Raw genomic sequence first — 18,197 nt, forward strand, 5'->3', positions numbered from 1 at the left:
CAACAATAACCGTATGACTCTCACACGGACAGCGCCTTACGGCGCTTTTTCCATTATGCGCCGACTGACTCTGCTGGCCGCCCTGCTGTGTACCGCCTGCGCGACGCCACAAAACAACTACGATCCGCTCGAATCCATCAATCGGCCGATTTACGACTTTAACAGCGGGCTGGATCAACATCTGGTACGCCCGGTGGCCAAGGCCTACAGCGAATATATCCCGCCGCCATTACGCTCTGCGGTAGGTAATTTCTTTGGCAACCTGGATGATCTCTTTGGCATCCCCGCCGCCCTACTGCAAGCCAAAGGCACCGCTGCGGCCAAGAGCACCGGTCGGGTGGTATTGAATAGCACGCTGGGTGTAGGCGGCCTGATCGATTGGGCCAGCGATTTGCCCATCGAAAAACAGAACGAAGACTTTGGTCAGATGCTTGGCTACTGGGGCGTGCCCAGCGGGCCCTATCTGATGGTGCCATTCTACGGCCCGCTCACGCTGCGTGATTCAAGCGATAATCTGCTCCGTCTCGCCTGGGGGCCACTCGACTACATCGACCCGCTGGCCGGCCAGATTGCCTATTACAGCACCTATGTGATTGATCTGCGCGCCAGCCTTTTGCCGCTAGATGCCACCCTGCAAGAGCAGTTTGATCCCTATAGTTTTGTGCGCGACACCTATTTACAGCGGCGCTGGTTCAAGGTGCACGATGGCAATCCACCTTATCCGCTGCCATTGGGAAGTGATGCCGAGCACGGCAGCAGTGTGACGGCCGAAGCCGCGAGCGACACCCCCAGCAGTAGCCCCAGCGCCAGTGAACCCAGCAAGGATGCGCAGTGAAAGCCATAGAATTTAACCACGTCGGCAAAGATTTCGGCGCCTTTACCGCCCTCAAGGAAGTGAGCTTCAGCGTTGAGCAGGGTGATTTTTTTGCTTTGCTCGGCCCCAATGGCGCGGGCAAAACCACGCTGATTTCCATTTTGGGTGGCCTCACCCGCGCCAGCCGCGGGCAAACTCGCATCATGGGCCATGATGTCGCCAGCGACTATCGCGCCGCCCGCCGAGCAGTAGGCATCGTGCCGCAAGAGCTGGTGTTCGATCCTTTCTTTACTGTGCGTGAATCGCTGGTCTTTCAATCGGGCTATTTTGGCCTGCGCAATAACGACAACTGGATTGACGAAATTTTGCACAATCTGGGTTTAAGCGAAAAAGCCAATACCAATATGCGTGCGCTCTCGGGGGGTATGAAGCGCCGCGTCATGGTAGCTCAGGCTTTGGTGCATAAACCCCCAGTGATTGTTTTGGACGAGCCCACCGCCGGGGTGGATGTCGAGCTTCGCCAAACCTTGTGGGAATTCATCCAGCGGCTCAATACGCAGGGCCACACCATCGTGCTGACCACCCATTATCTGGAAGAGGCCGAAACCCTGTGTAATCGCATCGCCATGCTCAAACGGGGCGAATTGATCGCGCTGGAAGATAAAAGCACCATGCTCGGGCGTGGCGCGGCGCGGACGGTAGAGCTCAAACTCAAACCCGCAACGCTGCCCGAACGCTTGCAACCGTTGCTACTCAAGCAGCAAGAGAGCCGCTTTACCCTGAAGCTGGCCGATTGCAATGGGCTGGAAGCAATCTTGAGCGAATTGCGCGCCCACGACATCACCATCAAAGATCTGGCCATTAGCCAGCCCGATCTGGAAGAAATCTTTGTGCAAATGATGCACGCCTAAGTCGGAGCAGGCATGACCGGGTTTTACACACTGTTTTACAAAGAAATCCTGCGCTTCTGGCGGGTGGCCTTTCAGACCGTTGCCGCGCCGGTGCTTACCGCGCTTTTGTATTTGCTGATTTTTGCCCATGTGCTCGAAGCCCATGTCGAGCCGTATCCGGGAGTGCGCTACACCGCCTTTCTGATTCCCGGCCTAATGATGATGAGCATGCTGCAAAATGCCTTTGCCAATTCCAGCTCCAGCCTGATTCAATCCAAAATCACCGGCAATATCGTGTATGTGTTATTGCCGCCGATTTCGCATTTTGAATTTTTCGCGGCCTACACTCTCGCCGGCGCGGCACGTGGTATTGTGGTTGGCCTGGGGGTATTGCTCGCTACGCTATTTTTTGCGGTGCCGCCATTCGCATACCCAGCATGGGTAGTGGTGTTTGCGATTTTGGGTTGCAGCCTGATGGCCATGCTGGGCCTCATCGCCGGGATCTGGGCCGAGAAGTTCGATCAACTGGCCGCTTTTCAGAATTTTCTGATCATGCCGCTGACCTTTTTATCGGGCGTGTTTTATTCGATTCATAGCTTGCCGCCATTCTGGCAAGCCGTTTCGCACCTCAATCCGGTGTTTTATATGATCGACGGATTTCGCTATGGCTTCTTTGGCGTGGCCGATGTGAGCCCATGGCAATCGCTGGCGGTTGTCGGATTTACTTTGGCAATCCTCACCGTAATCACGCTGACCTTGATAAAATCCGGCTACAAAATCCGCCGCTAAGGCTATCATGCGGGTCTGCCGCTGCTGCAAAGCGGCGGCGACCTCGCAAATTGCGCACCCAAACAGATACTTATGACACCAGAATACGTTCAGACGCTGATCCGCCAAGTCTTGCCCTGTGAGCATCTCGAAGTGGAGGGCGATGGCCATCACTTCTATGCCACCATCGTTTCCAGCCAATTTGAAGGCCTTAAACTGCTGGCCCGCCATCGTCTGATCAATGATGGTCTGAAATCGTATCTGGATTCAGGTGAGCTGCACGCGCTATCGATGCGCGCCACCCTCACCCCAGCCGAATGGGCCGCCCGCCAGTGAGCGAGCGCGATCCCCGCTTTGATCTGGGCCAGATTGAGGCTCGGCACAAAGTCATCGAACAAGCCAAACTCGACGCCCGCCAGCGCGAGCAAAAAAATGGTGGCCCCTTAGCGGCGCTGGCCAATCTGCCGTGGCTGATCGCAGTGGTCGCAGTGAGCTACTGGCTGTACTTCAAATAAAATCAGTGGGGCGAGCGCCCCGCGCGGAACCGAATACCATGGATAAACTGAAAATCACCGGCAACGGCCCTATCAACGGCGAAATCACCATTTCTGGCGCCAAAAATGCTGCCTTGCCGATTCTGTGTGCCTCTTTGCTCACCGCCGACACCCTGCGCCTGACCAATGTCCCGCAGTTGGCCGATGTGAAAACCACGCAAAAACTGCTGCAAGGCATGGGCGTGCGGGTGATGACCGATAACGTGCACGAGTACGAAATCACTGCCAACAACATCACCAGCACCATCGCGCCGTATGAGCTGGTGAAAACCATGCGCGCCTCCATCTTGGTGCTGGGCCCCACGCTGGCGCGTTTTGGCGAAGCGCAGGTTTCATTGCCGGGCGGTTGCGCGATTGGCGCGCGCCCGATTGATCAGCACATCAAAGGCCTGCAAGCGATGGGTGCCGAGATCGTGATCGAGCATGGTTATGTCAAAGCCACCGGTAAACTGAAAGGCTGCCGTTTCCGTTCGGACATGATCACCGTCACCGGCACCGAAAACTTGCTGATGGCAGCGGTCTTGGCCGAAGGCACTACTATTCTGGAAAACGCCGCGCGCGAGCCTGAAGTCGTGGATCTGGCCGAGTGCCTGATCAAAATGGGCGCCAAAATCACCGGCCACGGCACCGACACCATCACGATTGTTGGCGTGGAAAAACTGCATGGCGCCGAACACGCCATCGTGGCCGACCGCATCGAAACTGGTACTTTCCTGGTGGCCGCGGCCGCTTCACAAGGCAAAGTGCTGCTGAAAAACACCCGTGCCGACATCTTGGGCGCCGTGCTGGATAAGCTCACCGAAGCGGGTGCTTACATCGAAACGGGTGATACCTGGATTTCGCTGGATATGAAACAGCGCCCGAAAGCCGTGGATATCCGCACCCTGGAATACCCGGCCTTCCCGACCGATATGCAGGCGCAATTCACGCTCTTGAACGCCATTGCCGAAGGCACCGGTGTAATTACCGAAACCATCTTCGAAAACCGCTTTATGCACGTGCCTGAGCTGGCGCGGATGGGCGCGAAAATCAAAGTAGATGGCCACAGCGCGATTGTGACCGGGGTGGAAAAACTCTCGGGCGCCACGGTAATGGCGACCGACCTGCGCGCCTCGGCGTCGCTGGTCCTGGCCGGCATGATTGCCGAAGGCGAAACCATTGTGGATCGCGTCTATCACCTCGATCGCGGCTATGAGCACATCGAGCGCAAGCTCGCCGGTGTCGGCGTTAAAATCGAACGGATCAAATAAGCAGTATGCTCACCATTAATCCCAAGCCCGCCAGCGAAGACAGCGACGGCAAAGTAGAACCACCCAAAGAGCATGAAAAGTTTTTTGCGGTGATCGCCCACCTGGCTGCGGTGTTTTGGCTGCCGGTGCTGGCCATGCCGCTGATTTCGTTGGGCCTGCCCTTTATCATCTTGCAATTTGCCCGCGTGCACTCGGAATTTGTCGAGCAGCATGCGCGTGAATCGGTGAATTTCCAGATGTTAATGGCCTGCTTTTATGCGCTGGCCTTTCTGGCCACCACTCTCTTACACGCCCCGATTTTTGTGTGGTGGGTTGGTGTGGGTGCGGCGTTGTTTAGCATGTGGCAGGCGGCGCGGGCGATTAATGGCTGGCCGGCCAAATACCCGGCCAAGATTGCACTTTTCAAATAAGGGTATTGCGCTAGGACGCAACACCTACAAGACCTAGGGACGGATACCCCATGATTACCATCGCCCTTTCCAAAGGCCGGATTTTCGAAGAAACCCTGCCTTTGCTAGCTGCCGCTGGCATTGAGCCAGCCGAAGCACCGGAAAGCACCCGCAAGCTGATTATTGGCACCAACCAGCCCGATGTGCAGCTGATTATCGTGCGCGCCTCGGATGTGCCAACCTATGTGCAATATGGCGCGGCTGATTTGGGTGTGGCAGGTAAAGATGTGCTGCTGGAGCATGGCGGCCAGGGCCTGTATCAGCCACTAGATCTGGAAATCGCCAAATGCCGGCTGATGGTCGCAGTGCAAAATGGTTTTGATTACGAAGGCGCGGTTAAGCAAGGCGCACGCATGCGCATTGCCACCAAATACACCGAACAAGCCAAAGAGCACTTTGCCAGCAAAGGCATGCACGTTGACCTGATCAAGCTGTATGGCTCAATGGAATTGGCCCCGCTGGTGGGCTTGGCCGATGCGATTGTCGATCTGGTATCGACTGGCGGCACGCTAAAAGCCAATAATCTGGTGGCAGTGGAGCATATTCGCGAGATTTCCAGCCGCTTGGTAGTGAATCAGGCTTCGCTCAAACTCAAACACGCCCGTATTCAGCCTATGCTGGACGCCTTTGCCGCCACCGTCGCGGCCCGCCACGCCTAATCCAGCCATGCCACGGCAGCACTTCAAGCAGCAGCGTTTACCGCTGTATCTGTTGTTGTGCATGTTCGCTTGGCCGTGGCTACTTAAGCTCGGTTATGTTGAGAACACCAGCACCGCCCTGCACGGGTTTATCGCGCTGGTGTATCTCAATTACTTTTCCTATGTGCTGAGCATCGCCAAAGGCTTGCGCCTGCGGCAGGGTATCGAGCCCGAGCAAGCCGTCTGGCTGTTTATCCTTAGCAATCTGTTGCTGATTTATACCTTTGCCACCGGCTGGCAGATGTTTGACGTTTACGGCACCAGCGCTGGTTGCAGCAACAACCCGGATTTTCTCGACTCGCTGTATTTCTCGGCCACCATCTTTGCCACCGTCGGTTTTGGTGATTTCCTGCCCTGCAACCGCGATGGCAAGCTGCTATTTATCGCTGAATCATTTATCGGCTCTACTCACTTCGGCATTTTCATCACACTGATTTTCAGCCGCGTTGTCGCCCAACCCGCCGCCCCAGCCGAACCACCGGCACAGCACTAAGCCCCCCATGCCTGCCGGCATCAGCTAGCCGCATGACCTGCATCAAGCCCTGGTCCTTTTCGGCTTTACATTATACATTTTAACATAATATACTTTGTTTAAATTTACCGGAGCAAAGCCATGAGTCAGGTCAAAAAGCTAGTCATTATTGGTGGGGTAGCAGGCGGCGCCTCGGCGGCGGCGCGGGCGCGGCGGCTGAATGATCACGCCGACATCGTCGTGTTCGAGCGTGGCCCCTACGTGTCGTTTGCCAACTGTGGCCTGCCCTATCACTTGGGCGGCGAGATTGCCGAGCGCGAATCATTATTGCTGCATACGCCCGAAAGCCTCACCGCGCGATTTGGCCTAGATGTGCGCGTGAATAGCGAGGTACTGAGCATTAATCGTGCGACAAAAACCGTGCGCGTGCACAATCGACAAACAGCTGAAACCTACGAAGAAAGCTATGACGCGCTGATCCTCGCACCGGGTGCGGCCCCGATTCGCCCGCCATTGCCGGGGCTGGATAACTCGCGGGTGTTTACGCTGCGCACCGTACCCGATCTCGATCGGCTGATGCAGGCGATGACCAGTGAGGTGAAACACGTGACAGTGGTCGGCGCTGGTTTTATCGGGCTAGAAACGGTCGAAGCGTTGCGCCACCGCGGCTTAGCGGTCAGCCTGATCGAGCGAGCGCCGCAGGTGCTGACCCCGCTGGATGCCGAAATGGCCGCGCCCTTGGCGCAAACCTTGGCGCAACATGGGGTAGAGCTATTGCTGGGCGAGAGCCTGGCAGCCGTGCATGCAGATGAACAACTCAGCCTGCAGCTGGCCTCTGGTCGCTCGCTGCAAACCGATCTGGTGGTGCTCGCCATCGGGGTCAAGCCGGAAACTGGCCTCGCACAGGCCGCAGGCCTCAGCATCGGCCGCAGCGGCGGGATTGTCGTGAATGCGCAGCAGCAAACCAGCGACCCTGCGATTTATGCGGTGGGCGACGCGGTTGAGGTGCAGCACACCATTTATCAGCAAGCCGTGTTGCTGCCGCTGGCGGGGCCCGCCAACCGGCAAGGTCGCATCGCGGCGGATGCGATTTTTGGCCACAGCAATGCTTATCGCGGCAGCCAGGGCACCGCCATTTGCAAAGTGTTTAATCAAACTGCGGCCAGCACCGGCCTGAATGAACGCAGCCTCGCCACAGCCGGCATTGCCTATCGCAAGCTGTATCTGCATGGCAATGATCACGCCAGCTATTACCCCGGCGCGAGCATGATCAGCCTGAAAGTACTGTTCGAGCCTGCCACCGGCCGGCTACTGGGGGCCCAAGCCGTAGGCGAAAAAGGCGTGGATAAACGCATTGATGTGCTGGCCGTGGCGCTGCAAGCGGGGCTCACAATTGATGATCTGGCCGAAATGGAGCTCAGCTACGCGCCACCTTATGGCGCCGCCAAAGATCCGGTGAATCTACTGGGGATGGCCGCACAAAATCTGCAACACGGCCTACTTCAGTTGATCGAGCCGGAAGCATTGGCGGCACAACTGGCCAGCGGCGCAGCACCGCAGCTGATCGATGTACGCGAGCCAGAAGAAATCGCCACCGGCCAGATCACCGGCGCGCGCAACTTGCCACTCAGCCAGCTGCGCGAGCTAAGCCGCACACTAGATCGGCAGCGGCCAGTGGTGGTGTATTGCATGGTGGGTTTGCGCGGCTATATTGCGCAGCGCCATCTGCAGCAGCAAGGTTTTCAGGTGCAGAGCCTGAACGGCGGCTACAAAACCTGGCAGGCGCTGCAACTTAGTCAGCAGTATCAGTCACAAAACTAACTACAACATAGCTTGCAGACAGATACCCACCAGGGTATCTGTCTGGGCGTGCGCCCACTTGCGTCAGATCAGCCTTGGCCGGCATTTTTGCCGGCTGGCGAACGCCACCACGGCTTCAAGGTATAATGGGGAAATTCCTCATTGTTTTGGGTCGTTGCCATGATTCGCCGTCTAGATTCCACGTCTGCCAATTTCCAAGCCGAACTCACCGCCCTGCTGGCGTTTGAAACCTCGCAAGACCCGCAAGTGGATCAGCGCGTGGCCGCGATTCTGGCCGATGTAAAAAGCCGTGGTGATGCCGCGGTGGTGGATTATACCAATCGCTTTGACGGCACCAACGCCAGCAGCATGGCCGAGCTGGAACTCACGCAGGCCGAGCTCAAAGCGGCCTTCGAGCGCCTGCCCGCCGCCCAAGCCGAAGCCCTGCAAGCGGCCGCTGCCCGCGTACGCAGTTACCACGAAAAGCAAAAAATGAGCTCATGGAGCTACGAGGACGAAGACGGCACGCTGCTCGGCCAGCAAGTTACGGCGCTGGACCGCGTGGGTATTTATGTACCCGGCGGCAAAGCGGCGTATCCATCTTCAGTATTAATGAACGCTATTCCGGCGCACGTTGCGGGCGTGGCCGAAATCATCATGGTGGTGCCTACCCCCAAAGGCGAGCGCAATGATCTGGTACTGGCGGCAGCCTATGTGGCCGGCGTATCGCGTGCGTTCACCGTAGGTGGCGCCCAAGCCGTTGGCGCCTTGGCCTACGGCACGCAAACCGTACCGCAAGTCGATAAAATCACCGGCCCAGGTAATGCCTATGTGGCTGCGGCCAAGCGCGCGGTGTTCGGGATTGTCGGCATCGATATGGTGGCCGGCCCATCCGAGATTTTGGTCTTGGCCGATGGCACAACCAACCCGGATTGGGTGGCGATGGATCTATTTAGCCAAGCCGAGCACGATGAAATCGCCCAATCGATCTTGCTGTGCCCTAGCGCCGAGTATGTGGCCCAAGTCGCGGCCAGCATTGAAAAACTGCTGCCTACCCAACCGCGACAAGACATCATCCGCGCCTCACTGGCCAACCGCGGGGCACTGATTGTGGTGAAAGACCTCGCCGAAGCCTGTGAAATCTGCAATTACATCGCCCCCGAGCACATGGAATTATCCGTGGCCGAGCCAGAGGCGCTGCTGCCGCAAATCCGCCATGCGGGCGCGATTTTTATGGGGCAATTTACGTCCGAATCGCTGGGTGACTACTGCGCTGGGCCAAACCACGTCTTGCCAACCGCCCGCAGCGCGCGTTTCTCTAGCCCGCTGGGCGTGTATGACTTCCAGAAACGCTCCAGCCTGATCAAGGTCTCGGCAGTTGGGGCGCAAAAGCTGGGCGCAATCGCCAGCGTTTTGGCGCACGGCGAAGGCCTGACGGCGCACGCCAACGCGGCTGAACTGCGGATGAAATAATGGAGTATTGGGCTGTCGAGCTTATCTAGCAGGCTCTACAAGCCCATACCCCGGCATCAATCTACTGCAAGTGCCTCTAGGCCGGATAAATCCAGCTGCGGTAAGGGCACGCTGTGGTCGTGCAGCTGGATATGCAGAAACCCGGCCTGGCGCTCGTATTCTTCGCGCTGCAGTTTTAGCCCGAGCTGCTGAGCGTAGCGGGCGGCCTGTGTCAGCAGGCGCAGCTCCAGATGCAAAAATCGATCTTCGCGCGCCAGCTGCAAGCCACGTTGCAAAATCGTGAGCGCCTGCGGCAAGGCGGCCTGCTCAGCCACCAGCTCGGCCCATTCGGCCAGCACATTCACTTCTAACCAGTGATAAGGCGTGGTGGTCAGCGTACCCAGCGCCTCCTCCAGCAAGAGCTCAGCCTGCGAGCTATCCTGCTCCCGCCGCGCCAATTGCGCCAACCGGTACTGGCATTCAGCCACATGATGCGGCAAGCCCGCGGCCGCGCTTTCGTGCCAGGTTTGCTGCAAGAGCGTCTGCGCGGCGGCGCGCTCATCCAGCTGCAGCAGATTCACCGCCCAATTGATTTTCGCCATGGTGATCAGATAGGCATCACCACTGTCTTGCAGCAATTGGCTCGCAGCCTGATGCATGCGCACGGCATGCCGATGCTCACCTGCCGCATCGCAGACCCGCCCAATACCAATCAGCGCCAGCGCGCGGGTTTTTTGCAGCTCGGCCTGCCGCCCACACAGCAGCGCCGCCTGCCGGAAATACTGTAGCGCCGCCGGATAGTGCCCGAGCGAATAATGGCAACAACCCAACTGCTCCAAAATCAAGGGCATCTGCTGATAGGCACGAAACTCCACCGCCAGCGCCTGCGCTTCCAGCAGCACCGCAATCGCCCCGGCAAAATCGCCCAACTGATCCTCAATCAGCGACAGCTGCCGCGCGGCCTCGATAAACACCGGCACATCAAAATGCAGGCGTGCCTCAGCCAGTAGCGCCAGACAGGCGCTGCGCGCTTCTGCGGGCGCAGTAAAAATTTGAGTGGCGATGGCGGCCAATTCGGCCTGCCGGCGTTGCAGTGGCATGCGAAATCCTCGGGCGAATTTCGTTGTAGCACAACGCGAATCTGCGCGTTGCGGGCTAAGTCAGCACGACCTTACTGCAACTGGCGGTCGTTATAAACGGTATTTTGCTTAATGCGCCCATCGGCGGCTAATTGCAACACATTCACCCCCTTCGCTACCGTTGTGCCCGCAGCATCCATCACGCGCCAGCCAAACAAGGCCTGCTCGCCCAGCTGCTGTACCGGCGTGGTGAGTTCAAGCTTTAAGCCCATCATTTGGGTGCGCAACTGGGTGACCAAGCCGGCGTATGCCGGCACCCCACGCAATACCCCCTCGGCGCTCACATGCAGATAATCATCACTCAGGATCTTGCCCCAACCGGCGGCACGGATAGCGGCATCCGGCTCATTGAATAAGACCAGAAACTGCTGCAAAGTGGCGTCTAAGCTGGGCTGGTTCGCCGCTTGCTGGGCGCTCGTGAGCTTAGCTGGCACTTTTAACAGCTGATCAACCGTCACAAATTGATAGCCCTTAGCCCGAATGGCGGGAATCAGTGTTTGCACCGCCGCCACAGTGGGGCGGCGGGTACGCCCGCCCGAGTCATGCAGCAACACAATGGCTTCGGGGTGCAGATATTGGGCCACCACCTCGTGAATTTGGGCGCTGGCGAGGCTCTCGTTGCTGATTTTCCAGGTGTGATACCAATCAGCACTATCCACCGACCACAAAATGGCATGCACGCCGCGCGCTTGCAGCGCCTTGATCTGGCCATCGTTCAAAAAACCATAGGGCGGGCGCATCAGCGCCGGTTGAAAACCCACTACCTGCTGAAATGCAGACTGGGTTTTCGCCAGCTGCAAGTCCCACCAGAAGCCGCCTTCTTCCATTTTGCTCAGATTCGGGTGGCTGAAACTATGGTTCGCCACCGTGTGCCCTTCGGCGACAGCGCGGCGGACAATCTCGGGATGCGCCAGTACATTCTGGCCTTGCCAGAAAAAGGTCGCCTTCACACCTTCTTTCTTCAGCGTATCCAGTAGCGCCGGCGTATCAAGACTGGGGCCATCATCAAAGGTTAAAGCCACCACTTGGCGATCACCCGGCCCTTCCAGAAAAAACGTCTGCGGAAAACGCTGCGCCTGCCCTTCCAGCTGAGCGGCGGACACCTGCCCCTGATTTTCCACCACCGGCGTACGCAAGCGGGGCGGGGTTTGCGCCAGCACCAGTTCGGCCGCCAGCAGGCCAATCACCATCCAAATTTTATGCATGCTCAACCTTCCTTCATTGAAATTTCGAGGCTGCCGCAGCGGGGGCTGCGCTTTTTCATCCTGCATCGACCCAGCACTTGGCAATGCCCAGACTGGGCCACAGGCGCTGATCGCCTTGGCGGAACTCCTGCAGTGTTTGTCGCTCAGACCAAGAGCGCAGTAGCGTACTAATCATCGCATGCAATTGACTTAAAGCTGACAAACTTCGACCCAAGCCGCAGCCGTTAGCGAAAGTTAAGCGCAACTGGCAATCTGGCAGGCACTTTTCCCCACGCAATTAGGGATTTGCCGGTCAAAATGCTTCCCGCCACGTCCAAACTGTTGGAAAATACCGAATTGACCGCCATCGGCTGAGCTGTTAACGAGAATTTTGATGCGCCAAGTAACTGTCACCCGCAATACGCTGGAAACCCAGATCACCATCACCCTAAACCTGGACGGCACCGGGGTGGGCAAATTTGATACGGGCGTACCCTTTTTCGAACACATGCTAGATCAGGTGGCTCGCCACGGCCTGTTTGATCTGGACATCAAGGCGGTGGGTGATCTGCACATCGATGCGCACCACACCGTTGAAGACGTCGGTATTGCACTGGGGCAGGCGTTTGCCAAAGCACTCGGCGACAAAAAAGGCATCCGCCGCTACGGCCATAGCTATGTCCCGCTGGATGAAGCACTGAGCCGAGTGGTGATCGATCTCTCTGGCCGCCCAGGGCTGGAATATCACTGTAAGTACACCCGCGACACCATTGGCCAGTTTGATACTCAGCTGTTTGGTGAGTTTTTCCGTGGCTTTGTAAACCACGCCGCAGCAACCCTGCATATCGATAATCTGAAAGGCGATAACGCCCATCATCAGGCCGAAACGATCTTCAAAGCACTAGGCCGCGCGCTGCGGATGGCAGTGGAATGGGATGAGCGGATGGCCGGGATTACCCCATCCACCAAAGGCACTTTGGTGGGCTAATGATGAGTGCAAGTAAACCTCTGATCGCCATTGTCGACTACGGCATGGGCAATTTGCATTCGGTCACCAAAGCATTTGAGCTGGTCGCCGAGCAACAGGCGCACATCGTGCTGACTGCCGACCCGGCTGTCGTCGCTAGTGCCGATAAAGTCGTGTTTCCTGGTCAGGGTGCCATGCCCGACTGCCTGCGCGAACTAAACGCCAGCGGCTTAAAGCAAGCAGTGCTCGATGCGGCCGCCAGCCGGCCGTTTTTGGGCATTTGCGTCGGCGCGCAGCTCTTGTTTGAGCACAGCGAAGAGGGCGATATGGATTGCCTCGGTCTATTCAAAGGCCGCGTGGTGAAATTCAAACCTGAAAACATGCATGACGCCCAAGGCCAGAAACTGAAGGTGCCGCACATGGGTTGGAATGAAATGTTTATTCGCCGCGAACACCCGCTGTGGCACGGCATTAACGATGGCGAACGGTTTTATTTTGTACACAGTTATCACTTTGCGCCGACGACGGATGCTGAAACTGTGATTGAATCAGCTTACCCAGATCGCTTTGCGGTCTGTGTGGCGCGCGACAATATTTTTGCGATTCAGTGTCACCCGGAAAAGAGCCACTCGGCTGGGCTGCAATTGCTGAAAAATTTCGTAAACTGGAAGTTGTCATTTTAACTTAACCCCCTTCACTACCTGCTTTTGAAATCATGCTGATTATTCCTGCAATTGATCTGAAAGATGGCCAATGTGTCCGTTTGCGCCAAGGCGAGATGGATGATGCCACCGTGTTCTCCGATGATCCGGCGAGCTTTGTCTCGCATTGGCTGGATCAGGGTGCGCGCCGCATGCATCTGGTTGATCTGAATGGCGCGTTCGCCGGCAAGCCGAAAAATCTGGATGCCGTAAAACGCATTCTGCAGGCAGTGGATGGCGAAGTGCCCGTCCAGCTGGGTGGCGGTATTCGCTCACTCGAAACCATCGAGATGTATCTGGATGCCGGTATCGACTATGTGATCATCGGCACCGCGGCCATTAAGCAACCCGGCTTTTTGCACGAAGCTTGTGACGCCTTCCCTGGCCACATCATCGTGGGGCTGGATGCCAAAGACGGCAAGGTAGCGACCGATGGCTGGGCCAAAGTCACCGATCACGACGTCATCGACCTCGCCAAACGCTTTGAAGGCTATGGCGTAGAAAGCGTGATTTACACCGATATCGGCCGTGATGGCATGCTCTCGGGTGTGAACATCGAAGCCACAGTAAAACTGGCACAAGCGCTGACGATTCCGGTGATTGCCTCAGGTGGCCTCACTAATCTGGATGATGTACGCAAGCTGTGTGAAGTGGCCGCCGAAGGGATCGAAGGCGTGATCACCGGCCGCGCCATCTACGAAGGCACCATCGACTTTGCCAAGGCGCAGGAATTGGCGGACGAGCTGCGTGGCTAAACCATGAGCGACACTGCGGCCGACGACAACAAACCGGAATGGCTGGATTGGGCCACCGAAGAGAGGCAGATCGGCCAGCTCTTGCGCGACACCAATCCAGATTGGTTTGATGAAGTCTGCCGCATTTTATTTGAATACGACCCCATGCTAATCCGCCTGGTGGGCGAGCCGGAAGGCTACGCCCCCGAAGCGGGCAGCATTATTCGTAGCCTGCCCCAATGCATGAATGTCGACGATGTTCAGCAGCTAATCTTCAATGTGTTTACCCAGTGGTTCACCCCGGAATTCGCCGGTGGCCGCAGCCAATACGCCGAAACGGCTCAAGCGCTCTGGACCAGCTGGAAAACGCAGCAGCAAGAATGACCGTGGCCCTCGCCACGCGGAACCTGATATGCCACTAGCTAAACGTATTATCCCCTGTCTGGATGTGACCGCGGGTCGCGTCGTAAAAGGGGTGAATTTCCTTGAGTTACGCGACGCCGGCGATCCGGTCGAGATTGCCCGGCGCTACAACGAGCAAGGCGCGGATGAACTCACTTTTCTGGACATCACCGCCTCGAGCGACGATCGCGATCTGATTTTGCATGTGATCGAAGCTGTAGCTTCGCAGGTGTTTATTCCGCTCACTGTTGGTGGTGGCGTGCGCAAAGCCGATGATGTGCGCCGCTTACTCAATGCCGGCGCAGATAAAGTCAGCATTAACACCACTGCAGTCTCTAACCCCGAAGTGGTTGAGCAGGCCGCGAGCCGCTTTGGCAGTCAGGCCATTGTAGTGGCCATTGATGCCAAAGCCACCGATGCCACCAATAGCCGCTGGGAAGTGTTCACCCACGGTGGCCGCCGCCCAACCGGGCTGGATGCGGTAGAGTGGGCGCTGAAAATGCAGCAGCTGGGCGCGGGCGAAATTCTGCTCACCAGCATGGATCGCGACGGTACCAAAATCGGCTTTAATCTGCCTTTAACGCAAGCCGTGTCTGATGCAGTGGATATCCCGGTCATCGCCTCAGGTGGGGTGGGTAATTTACAGCATCTGGTGGATGGGGTGAAAATCGGCCACGCCGATGCTGTGCTGGCGGCCAGTATTTTCCACTTTGGTGAATACACGGTGCGCCAAGCCAAAGAAGCCATGCAGGCTGCCGGCATTGAAATGCGCCTTTAATCGCAGAGGAACACCCTGATGTTGACTCGCCTTGCACTATTTTGCGCTGCTGCGTGCCTGAGCAGCAATCTACTGGCTTGTGATTTAAGCCTGCAAACCCCGGCCAATATTTCGGTCAGTGTCGACAATATGCGCCACGGACTGAAAAACGAGCTCACCCTGTTTTTAACAGTGAAAGCCGCAGCTGGCCATGATTTCAAACGCCCACCGATTGTGGTGGATGCCAATGGCCGCGTGAGCGAACCCATCCGCATGGAAGGCGCGCTGGGCGCAATCCAAGCCAATGAAACTCGGCAATGGGTGGTGTATTACACCCCGGTGGCGGATTTCACCGCCGACAAGGTGGTAGTGCAATGAGCTGGCTCGACGAAATTAAATACGATGCAGCCGGGCTAGTACCGGTAATTGCACAAGATCAGGTCAGCGGCCGCGTACTGATGTTTGCCTTTGCCAATCGCGAAGCCGTCGCACTCACGGCCGAGAAAGGCACGGCGCACTACTGGACCCGTTCGCGCCAGAAACTCTGGCACAAAGGCGAAGAATCGGGGCATTTTCAGCATGTTTCGGCCATTCAGCTCGATTGTGATGGCGATGTGCTGATTTACCAAATCCAGCAAGAGGGCGGCATTGCCTGCCATACCGGGCGCGAGAGCTGCTTTTTTCGCACCCTGGTGGATGGCGAATGGACTGTGGTCGATCCGGTGCTCAAAGACCCCCATGCCATTTACGGCCACAGCCACCCTTAAGCGCACGGTACCCCCGCAGCAATGAGCGGGGTACAATAGCCAAAAGTTCACATCTGTTTGACATCGATTTGTCATCCTGACGCAATATAATCAACCCTGTTTTGTTTGGAGCAGCATATGATTTCTGCTGAAATTCTGGAACGTCTATCGCAAACGCTGGCCGAGCGCCGGCATGCTGATCCGTCGTCCTCGTATGTGGCCAAACTCTACAACAAGGGACAAGAAGCCATTCTGAAAAAGGTGGGCGAAGAAGCCGTAGAAACCATCATGGCGGCCAAGGATGGCGATAAGCTGCACCTCGTGCGTGAAGTGGCTGATCTGTGGTTTCACACCATGGTGCTGCTGGCGCATGAAGGCTTAAGCCATGAAGATGTGCTGGCTGAGCTCGCCCGCCGGGAAGGCATTTCCGGTATTGAAGAAAAAGCTTCGCGTGCCCGTGTTGACTGAGTAAAACCATGACCGACTGTATTTTCTGCAAAATCGTGCGCGGCGACATCCCCGCCAACAAAGTATACGAAGACGATGAGGTCTTGGCGTTTAAAGATATCCGCCCGGCCGCACCGGTGCATATTTTGTTGATTCCCAAGCGCCACATCGAATCCATGCTGAACACCAGCCGGGAAGATGAAGCGCTGCTTGGCAAAATGCTGGCACTGACGCCAGTAATTGCGCGCGAGCACGGCCTGGGTGCCGGGTACAAAACAGCGATTAACACCGGGTTGGCTGGTGGGCAGGAGGTTTTCCACCTGCACCTGCACATTCTGGGTACCCCACAACCGTAATCACCTGCAGGCCATATTTTAAAAGGCTTGCATTGATATACCCTTAGAGAGATTTATCATGGGTTCATTTAGCATCTGGCATTGGCTGGTCGTTCTGGCGATCGTGATCCTGGTTTTTGGCACCAAAAAGCTTGGCAATGTGGGCAAAGACCTCGGTTCGGCCATCAAGGGCTTTAAAGACGGCATGAAAGGCGAAGAAGAGCCGGCCAAACCAGAAGCGCAACGCGTGATCGACGTTAGCGAAAACGATAAGAAATAATCGTGTTTGATGTTAGTTTTGGTGAATTGCTGGTCATCGGGGCCGTTACGCTGGTCGTAGTCGGCCCCGAAAAACTGCCGAAAGTCGCCCGCACAGCCGGGATGCTGTTTGGCCGCCTGCAGCGGTTTGTAACCAACGTCAAATCCGACCTGCAGCGTGAAATGCAGGCCAGCGAACTAGCGCAAATCCAGCGCGAAATCGAAGCTGAACAGCAGCAAATCAGCGCGATTATGCAGCCGGCCCAGAGCGAAGTGGCGCAAACGCTAGAGCACGCCAGCTCGGCCTTGCAAGATCAGCCAGCGCAAGCACCTGCCCAGCCCGCTTCCGCCGAGACACCCGTAGCCCCGGTCGCATCCGCGGAGAGCGCCACGCCTGCTAAAGCTGCACCGGCAGCGGCTCAAGAGAATACGTCAGCCAGCCAGTCCGCCACTGCCGCGGCAACGGCCACAGCGGCCAGTACAGCGCCAACAAGCACGGCGGAACCTCTCACACCGGCCGGCAAGACGAGCGCTCGGGAAGCGGAAACCAGCACCCCGGACAACCAGCTTGACCTATTTGCCGACCTGAACGAGCCCACCCCCACTGGCGCGGATCGCCGTTAACCATGACTGACCTGAACGACAATCTGCAACCTCTGATTGGCCATTTGATCGAGCTGCGCAACCGCTTGGTGCGCAGTATTCTGGTCTTTATTGTGGGCTTTGTGATCGCATTTGCTTTCTCGGCCAAGCTCTATGATCTGCTGGTCGGCCCGCTCACCGCAGTGCTCAATGGGCAAAAGCTGATTACCACCGGGATTGCCACACCCTTTCTGGTGCAGATCAAGATTGCGGCGCTGGTGGCCTTCGTCGCCACACTGCCGCATACCTTGTATCAGATCTGGGCTTTTATCGCGCCGGGCCTGTATGTGCATGAAAAGAAACTGATTCTGCCGCTGGTGATTGCCTCCACGCTGCTGTTTCTCGCCGGCATGGCCTTTGCCTATTTCCTGGTCTTTGGCGTGGTCTTCAAATTTATTGCCTCGGTGATCCCCGATAGCATGCAGTGGCTGCCGGATTCGGGCGAATACCTCGATTTCGCACTGGGCATGTTTCTGGCCTTTGGCGTGACTTTTGAAGTGCCGATCGCGGTGATTGTCTTGGTGCGGATGGGTTTTGTCACCGTCGCCAAGTTGCGTGAAGTGCGCCCTTATGTCATTGTCGGCGCCTTTGTGATCGCGGCGGTAGTCACGCCACCCGATGTCTTGTCGCAATGCTTGCTCGCCATTCCGCTCTGGTTGCTGTACGAAGCCGGGGTGCTGGTTGCCACTTGGCTGTATCAACCAGTGAAGGACGAACAAGCAGCAGCCTAACGGATTC

Annotated in this window: 25 protein-coding genes; 23 read left to right on the forward strand and 2 right to left on the reverse strand. The window is 57.0% G+C overall.

The genetic code is table 11. From position 1 onward, the window contains the following. The first annotated feature begins 55 nt into the window (after nucleotides 1–55). The 11 genes from G482_RS18630 (at nucleotide 56) to hisD (ending at nucleotide 9,168) form a co-directional block, all read left to right on the forward strand. Nucleotides 56–835 carry an MlaA family lipoprotein gene (locus G482_RS18630; RefSeq protein ID WP_034619728.1) on the forward strand — a complete coding sequence of 260 codons (780 nt, stop codon included), beginning with the start codon at nucleotides 56–58 and terminating at the stop codon, nucleotides 833–835. Continuing rightward, a complete protein-coding gene (locus tag G482_RS0112735) occupies nucleotides 832–1,725 on the forward strand; it encodes an ABC transporter ATP-binding protein (RefSeq protein ID WP_028450344.1) in 894 nt (297 codons plus the stop codon). The genes G482_RS18630 and G482_RS0112735 overlap by 4 nt, the downstream gene beginning before the upstream one ends. A 12-nt stretch (nucleotides 1,726–1,737) precedes the next feature. Further along, complete coding sequence (locus tag G482_RS0112740) at nucleotides 1,738–2,493, forward strand: ABC transporter permease (protein WP_028450345.1); 756 nt, start codon at nucleotides 1,738–1,740, stop codon at nucleotides 2,491–2,493. A 72-nt stretch (nucleotides 2,494–2,565) separates the two neighbouring features. Beyond that, the gene (locus tag G482_RS0112745; RefSeq protein ID WP_028450346.1) at nucleotides 2,566–2,808 is read left to right on the forward strand and encodes a BolA family protein; all 243 of its coding nucleotides are present in this window, start codon (nucleotides 2,566–2,568) and stop codon (nucleotides 2,806–2,808) included. Beyond that, on the forward strand, nucleotides 2,805–2,987 hold the full coding sequence (locus G482_RS0112750) for a hypothetical protein (RefSeq protein ID WP_156128941.1): 183 nt from the start codon (nucleotides 2,805–2,807) through the stop codon (nucleotides 2,985–2,987). The genes G482_RS0112745 and G482_RS0112750 overlap by 4 nt, the downstream gene beginning before the upstream one ends. 38 nt (nucleotides 2,988–3,025) lie before the next feature. Further along, nucleotides 3,026–4,276, forward strand: coding sequence for a UDP-N-acetylglucosamine 1-carboxyvinyltransferase (gene murA, locus G482_RS0112755; protein WP_028450348.1), 1,251 nt, complete (start codon nucleotides 3,026–3,028; stop codon nucleotides 4,274–4,276). 5 nt (nucleotides 4,277–4,281) lie between these two features. Next, complete coding sequence (locus tag G482_RS0112760) at nucleotides 4,282–4,686, forward strand: DUF4870 domain-containing protein (RefSeq protein WP_028450349.1); 405 nt, start codon at nucleotides 4,282–4,284, stop codon at nucleotides 4,684–4,686. 50 nt (nucleotides 4,687–4,736) lie between these two features. Beyond that, nucleotides 4,737–5,384, forward strand: a complete 648-nt coding sequence (hisG, locus tag G482_RS0112765; RefSeq protein WP_028450350.1) for an ATP phosphoribosyltransferase — start codon at nucleotides 4,737–4,739, stop codon at nucleotides 5,382–5,384. A gap of 7 nt (nucleotides 5,385–5,391) precedes the next feature. Further along, nucleotides 5,392–5,916: a potassium channel family protein gene (locus G482_RS0112770; RefSeq protein WP_028450351.1), complete on the forward strand. Its 525-nt coding sequence runs from the start codon at nucleotides 5,392–5,394 to the stop codon at nucleotides 5,914–5,916. A gap of 120 nt (nucleotides 5,917–6,036) precedes the next feature. Next, nucleotides 6,037–7,716: an FAD-dependent oxidoreductase gene (locus G482_RS0112775; protein ID WP_034619729.1), complete on the forward strand. Its 1,680-nt coding sequence runs from the start codon at nucleotides 6,037–6,039 to the stop codon at nucleotides 7,714–7,716. 159 nt (nucleotides 7,717–7,875) lie between these two features. Continuing rightward, nucleotides 7,876–9,168, forward strand: coding sequence for a histidinol dehydrogenase (gene hisD, locus G482_RS0112785; RefSeq protein WP_373277571.1), 1,293 nt, complete (start codon nucleotides 7,876–7,878; stop codon nucleotides 9,166–9,168). Between the two features lie 56 nt (nucleotides 9,169–9,224). Here hisD and G482_RS0112790 read toward each other — a convergent pair whose 3' ends face one another. Then, complete coding sequence (locus tag G482_RS0112790) at nucleotides 9,225–10,247, reverse strand: tetratricopeptide repeat protein (RefSeq protein WP_028450354.1); 1,023 nt, start codon at nucleotides 10,245–10,247, stop codon at nucleotides 9,225–9,227. Nucleotides 10,248–10,318: 71 nt separating this feature from the next. Next, entirely contained in the window at nucleotides 10,319–11,491 is a 1,173-nt protein-coding gene (locus tag G482_RS19720; RefSeq protein ID WP_051259012.1) for a polysaccharide deacetylase family protein, read from the reverse strand. Between the two features lie 373 nt (nucleotides 11,492–11,864). Between G482_RS19720 and hisB the strand changes: the two genes are divergently transcribed. From hisB to tatC, 12 genes are all read left to right on the forward strand, one after another. After that, nucleotides 11,865–12,458 (forward strand): imidazoleglycerol-phosphate dehydratase HisB, encoded by a 594-nt coding sequence (gene hisB / locus G482_RS0112800; RefSeq protein WP_028450355.1) that lies wholly within the window; start codon nucleotides 11,865–11,867, stop codon nucleotides 12,456–12,458. A 2-nt stretch (nucleotides 12,459–12,460) separates the two neighbouring features. After that, nucleotides 12,461–13,120: an imidazole glycerol phosphate synthase subunit HisH gene (gene hisH, locus G482_RS0112805; protein WP_034619781.1), complete on the forward strand. Its 660-nt coding sequence runs from the start codon at nucleotides 12,461–12,463 to the stop codon at nucleotides 13,118–13,120. 32 nt (nucleotides 13,121–13,152) lie between these two features. Further along, on the forward strand, nucleotides 13,153–13,893 hold the full coding sequence (hisA, locus tag G482_RS0112810) for a 1-(5-phosphoribosyl)-5-[(5-phosphoribosylamino)methylideneamino]imidazole-4-carboxamide isomerase (protein ID WP_028450357.1): 741 nt from the start codon (nucleotides 13,153–13,155) through the stop codon (nucleotides 13,891–13,893). Nucleotides 13,894–13,896: 3 nt separating this feature from the next. Continuing rightward, nucleotides 13,897–14,256 (forward strand): hypothetical protein, encoded by a 360-nt coding sequence (locus G482_RS0112815; RefSeq protein ID WP_028450358.1) that lies wholly within the window; start codon nucleotides 13,897–13,899, stop codon nucleotides 14,254–14,256. A 28-nt stretch (nucleotides 14,257–14,284) separates the two neighbouring features. Continuing rightward, entirely contained in the window at nucleotides 14,285–15,052 is a 768-nt protein-coding gene (hisF, locus tag G482_RS0112820; protein WP_028450359.1) for an imidazole glycerol phosphate synthase subunit HisF, read from the forward strand. Nucleotides 15,053–15,070: 18 nt separating this feature from the next. Beyond that, nucleotides 15,071–15,409, forward strand: a complete 339-nt coding sequence (locus tag G482_RS0112825; protein WP_028450360.1) for a hypothetical protein — start codon at nucleotides 15,071–15,073, stop codon at nucleotides 15,407–15,409. Then, entirely contained in the window at nucleotides 15,406–15,798 is a 393-nt protein-coding gene (gene hisI / locus G482_RS0112830; protein WP_028450361.1) for a phosphoribosyl-AMP cyclohydrolase, read from the forward strand. Before G482_RS0112825 ends, hisI begins: the two co-directional genes overlap by 4 nt. A 120-nt stretch (nucleotides 15,799–15,918) precedes the next feature. Then, nucleotides 15,919–16,245: a phosphoribosyl-ATP diphosphatase gene (locus tag G482_RS0112835; RefSeq protein ID WP_197053759.1), complete on the forward strand. Its 327-nt coding sequence runs from the start codon at nucleotides 15,919–15,921 to the stop codon at nucleotides 16,243–16,245. Between the two features lie 8 nt (nucleotides 16,246–16,253). Further along, complete coding sequence (locus G482_RS0112840; protein ID WP_028450363.1) at nucleotides 16,254–16,580, forward strand: histidine triad nucleotide-binding protein; 327 nt, start codon at nucleotides 16,254–16,256, stop codon at nucleotides 16,578–16,580. A gap of 58 nt (nucleotides 16,581–16,638) precedes the next feature. Then, on the forward strand, nucleotides 16,639–16,839 hold the full coding sequence (gene tatA / locus G482_RS0112845) for a Sec-independent protein translocase subunit TatA (RefSeq protein WP_028450364.1): 201 nt from the start codon (nucleotides 16,639–16,641) through the stop codon (nucleotides 16,837–16,839). Nucleotides 16,840–16,841: 2 nt separating this feature from the next. Then, nucleotides 16,842–17,441 (forward strand): Sec-independent protein translocase protein TatB, encoded by a 600-nt coding sequence (gene tatB / locus G482_RS18640; protein ID WP_051259013.1) that lies wholly within the window; start codon nucleotides 16,842–16,844, stop codon nucleotides 17,439–17,441. Between the two features lie 2 nt (nucleotides 17,442–17,443). After that, on the forward strand, nucleotides 17,444–18,190 hold the full coding sequence (gene tatC, locus G482_RS0112855) for a twin-arginine translocase subunit TatC (RefSeq protein WP_034619730.1): 747 nt from the start codon (nucleotides 17,444–17,446) through the stop codon (nucleotides 18,188–18,190). Nucleotides 18,191–18,197 lie beyond the last annotated feature (7 nt).

Origin of the sequence: Chitinibacter tainanensis DSM 15459 (assembly GCF_000429785.1) — a bacterium.
Classification (GTDB): Bacteria; Pseudomonadota; Gammaproteobacteria; order Burkholderiales; family Chitinibacteraceae; genus Chitinibacter; species Chitinibacter tainanensis.

Bases quoted from the DNA above. Each gene is read 5' to 3' on its own strand.
- G482_RS0112815 (WP_028450358.1), top strand. From the start codon at position 13,897: ATGAGCGACACTGCGGCCGACGACAACAAACCGGAATGGCTGGATTGG.
- tatA (WP_028450364.1), top strand. From the start codon at position 16,639: ATGGGTTCATTTAGCATCTGGCATTGGCTGGTCGTTCTGGCGATCGTG.
- G482_RS19720 (WP_051259012.1), bottom strand. From the start codon at position 11,491: ATGCATAAAATTTGGATGGTGATTGGCCTGCTGGCGGCCGAACTGGTG.
- hisG (WP_028450350.1), top strand. From the start codon at position 4,737: ATGATTACCATCGCCCTTTCCAAAGGCCGGATTTTCGAAGAAACCCTG.
- G482_RS0112790 (WP_028450354.1), bottom strand. From the start codon at position 10,247: ATGCCACTGCAACGCCGGCAGGCCGAATTGGCCGCCATCGCCACTCAA.
- G482_RS0112825 (WP_028450360.1), top strand. From the start codon at position 15,071: ATGTTGACTCGCCTTGCACTATTTTGCGCTGCTGCGTGCCTGAGCAGC.
- G482_RS0112770 (WP_028450351.1), top strand. From the start codon at position 5,392: ATGCCACGGCAGCACTTCAAGCAGCAGCGTTTACCGCTGTATCTGTTG.
- hisA (WP_028450357.1), top strand. From the start codon at position 13,153: ATGCTGATTATTCCTGCAATTGATCTGAAAGATGGCCAATGTGTCCGT.
- G482_RS18630 (WP_034619728.1), top strand. From the start codon at position 56: ATGCGCCGACTGACTCTGCTGGCCGCCCTGCTGTGTACCGCCTGCGCG.
- G482_RS0112740 (WP_028450345.1), top strand. From the start codon at position 1,738: ATGACCGGGTTTTACACACTGTTTTACAAAGAAATCCTGCGCTTCTGG.
- G482_RS0112760 (WP_028450349.1), top strand. From the start codon at position 4,282: ATGCTCACCATTAATCCCAAGCCCGCCAGCGAAGACAGCGACGGCAAA.
- hisF (WP_028450359.1), top strand. From the start codon at position 14,285: ATGCCACTAGCTAAACGTATTATCCCCTGTCTGGATGTGACCGCGGGT.
- hisI (WP_028450361.1), top strand. From the start codon at position 15,406: ATGAGCTGGCTCGACGAAATTAAATACGATGCAGCCGGGCTAGTACCG.
- G482_RS0112840 (WP_028450363.1), top strand. From the start codon at position 16,254: ATGACCGACTGTATTTTCTGCAAAATCGTGCGCGGCGACATCCCCGCC.
- G482_RS0112745 (WP_028450346.1), top strand. From the start codon at position 2,566: ATGACACCAGAATACGTTCAGACGCTGATCCGCCAAGTCTTGCCCTGT.
- G482_RS0112775 (WP_034619729.1), top strand. From the start codon at position 6,037: ATGAGTCAGGTCAAAAAGCTAGTCATTATTGGTGGGGTAGCAGGCGGC.
- hisD (WP_373277571.1), top strand. From the start codon at position 7,876: ATGATTCGCCGTCTAGATTCCACGTCTGCCAATTTCCAAGCCGAACTC.
- hisB (WP_028450355.1), top strand. From the start codon at position 11,865: ATGCGCCAAGTAACTGTCACCCGCAATACGCTGGAAACCCAGATCACC.
- murA (WP_028450348.1), top strand. From the start codon at position 3,026: ATGGATAAACTGAAAATCACCGGCAACGGCCCTATCAACGGCGAAATC.
- tatC (WP_034619730.1), top strand. From the start codon at position 17,444: ATGACTGACCTGAACGACAATCTGCAACCTCTGATTGGCCATTTGATC.
- hisH (WP_034619781.1), top strand. From the start codon at position 12,461: ATGAGTGCAAGTAAACCTCTGATCGCCATTGTCGACTACGGCATGGGC.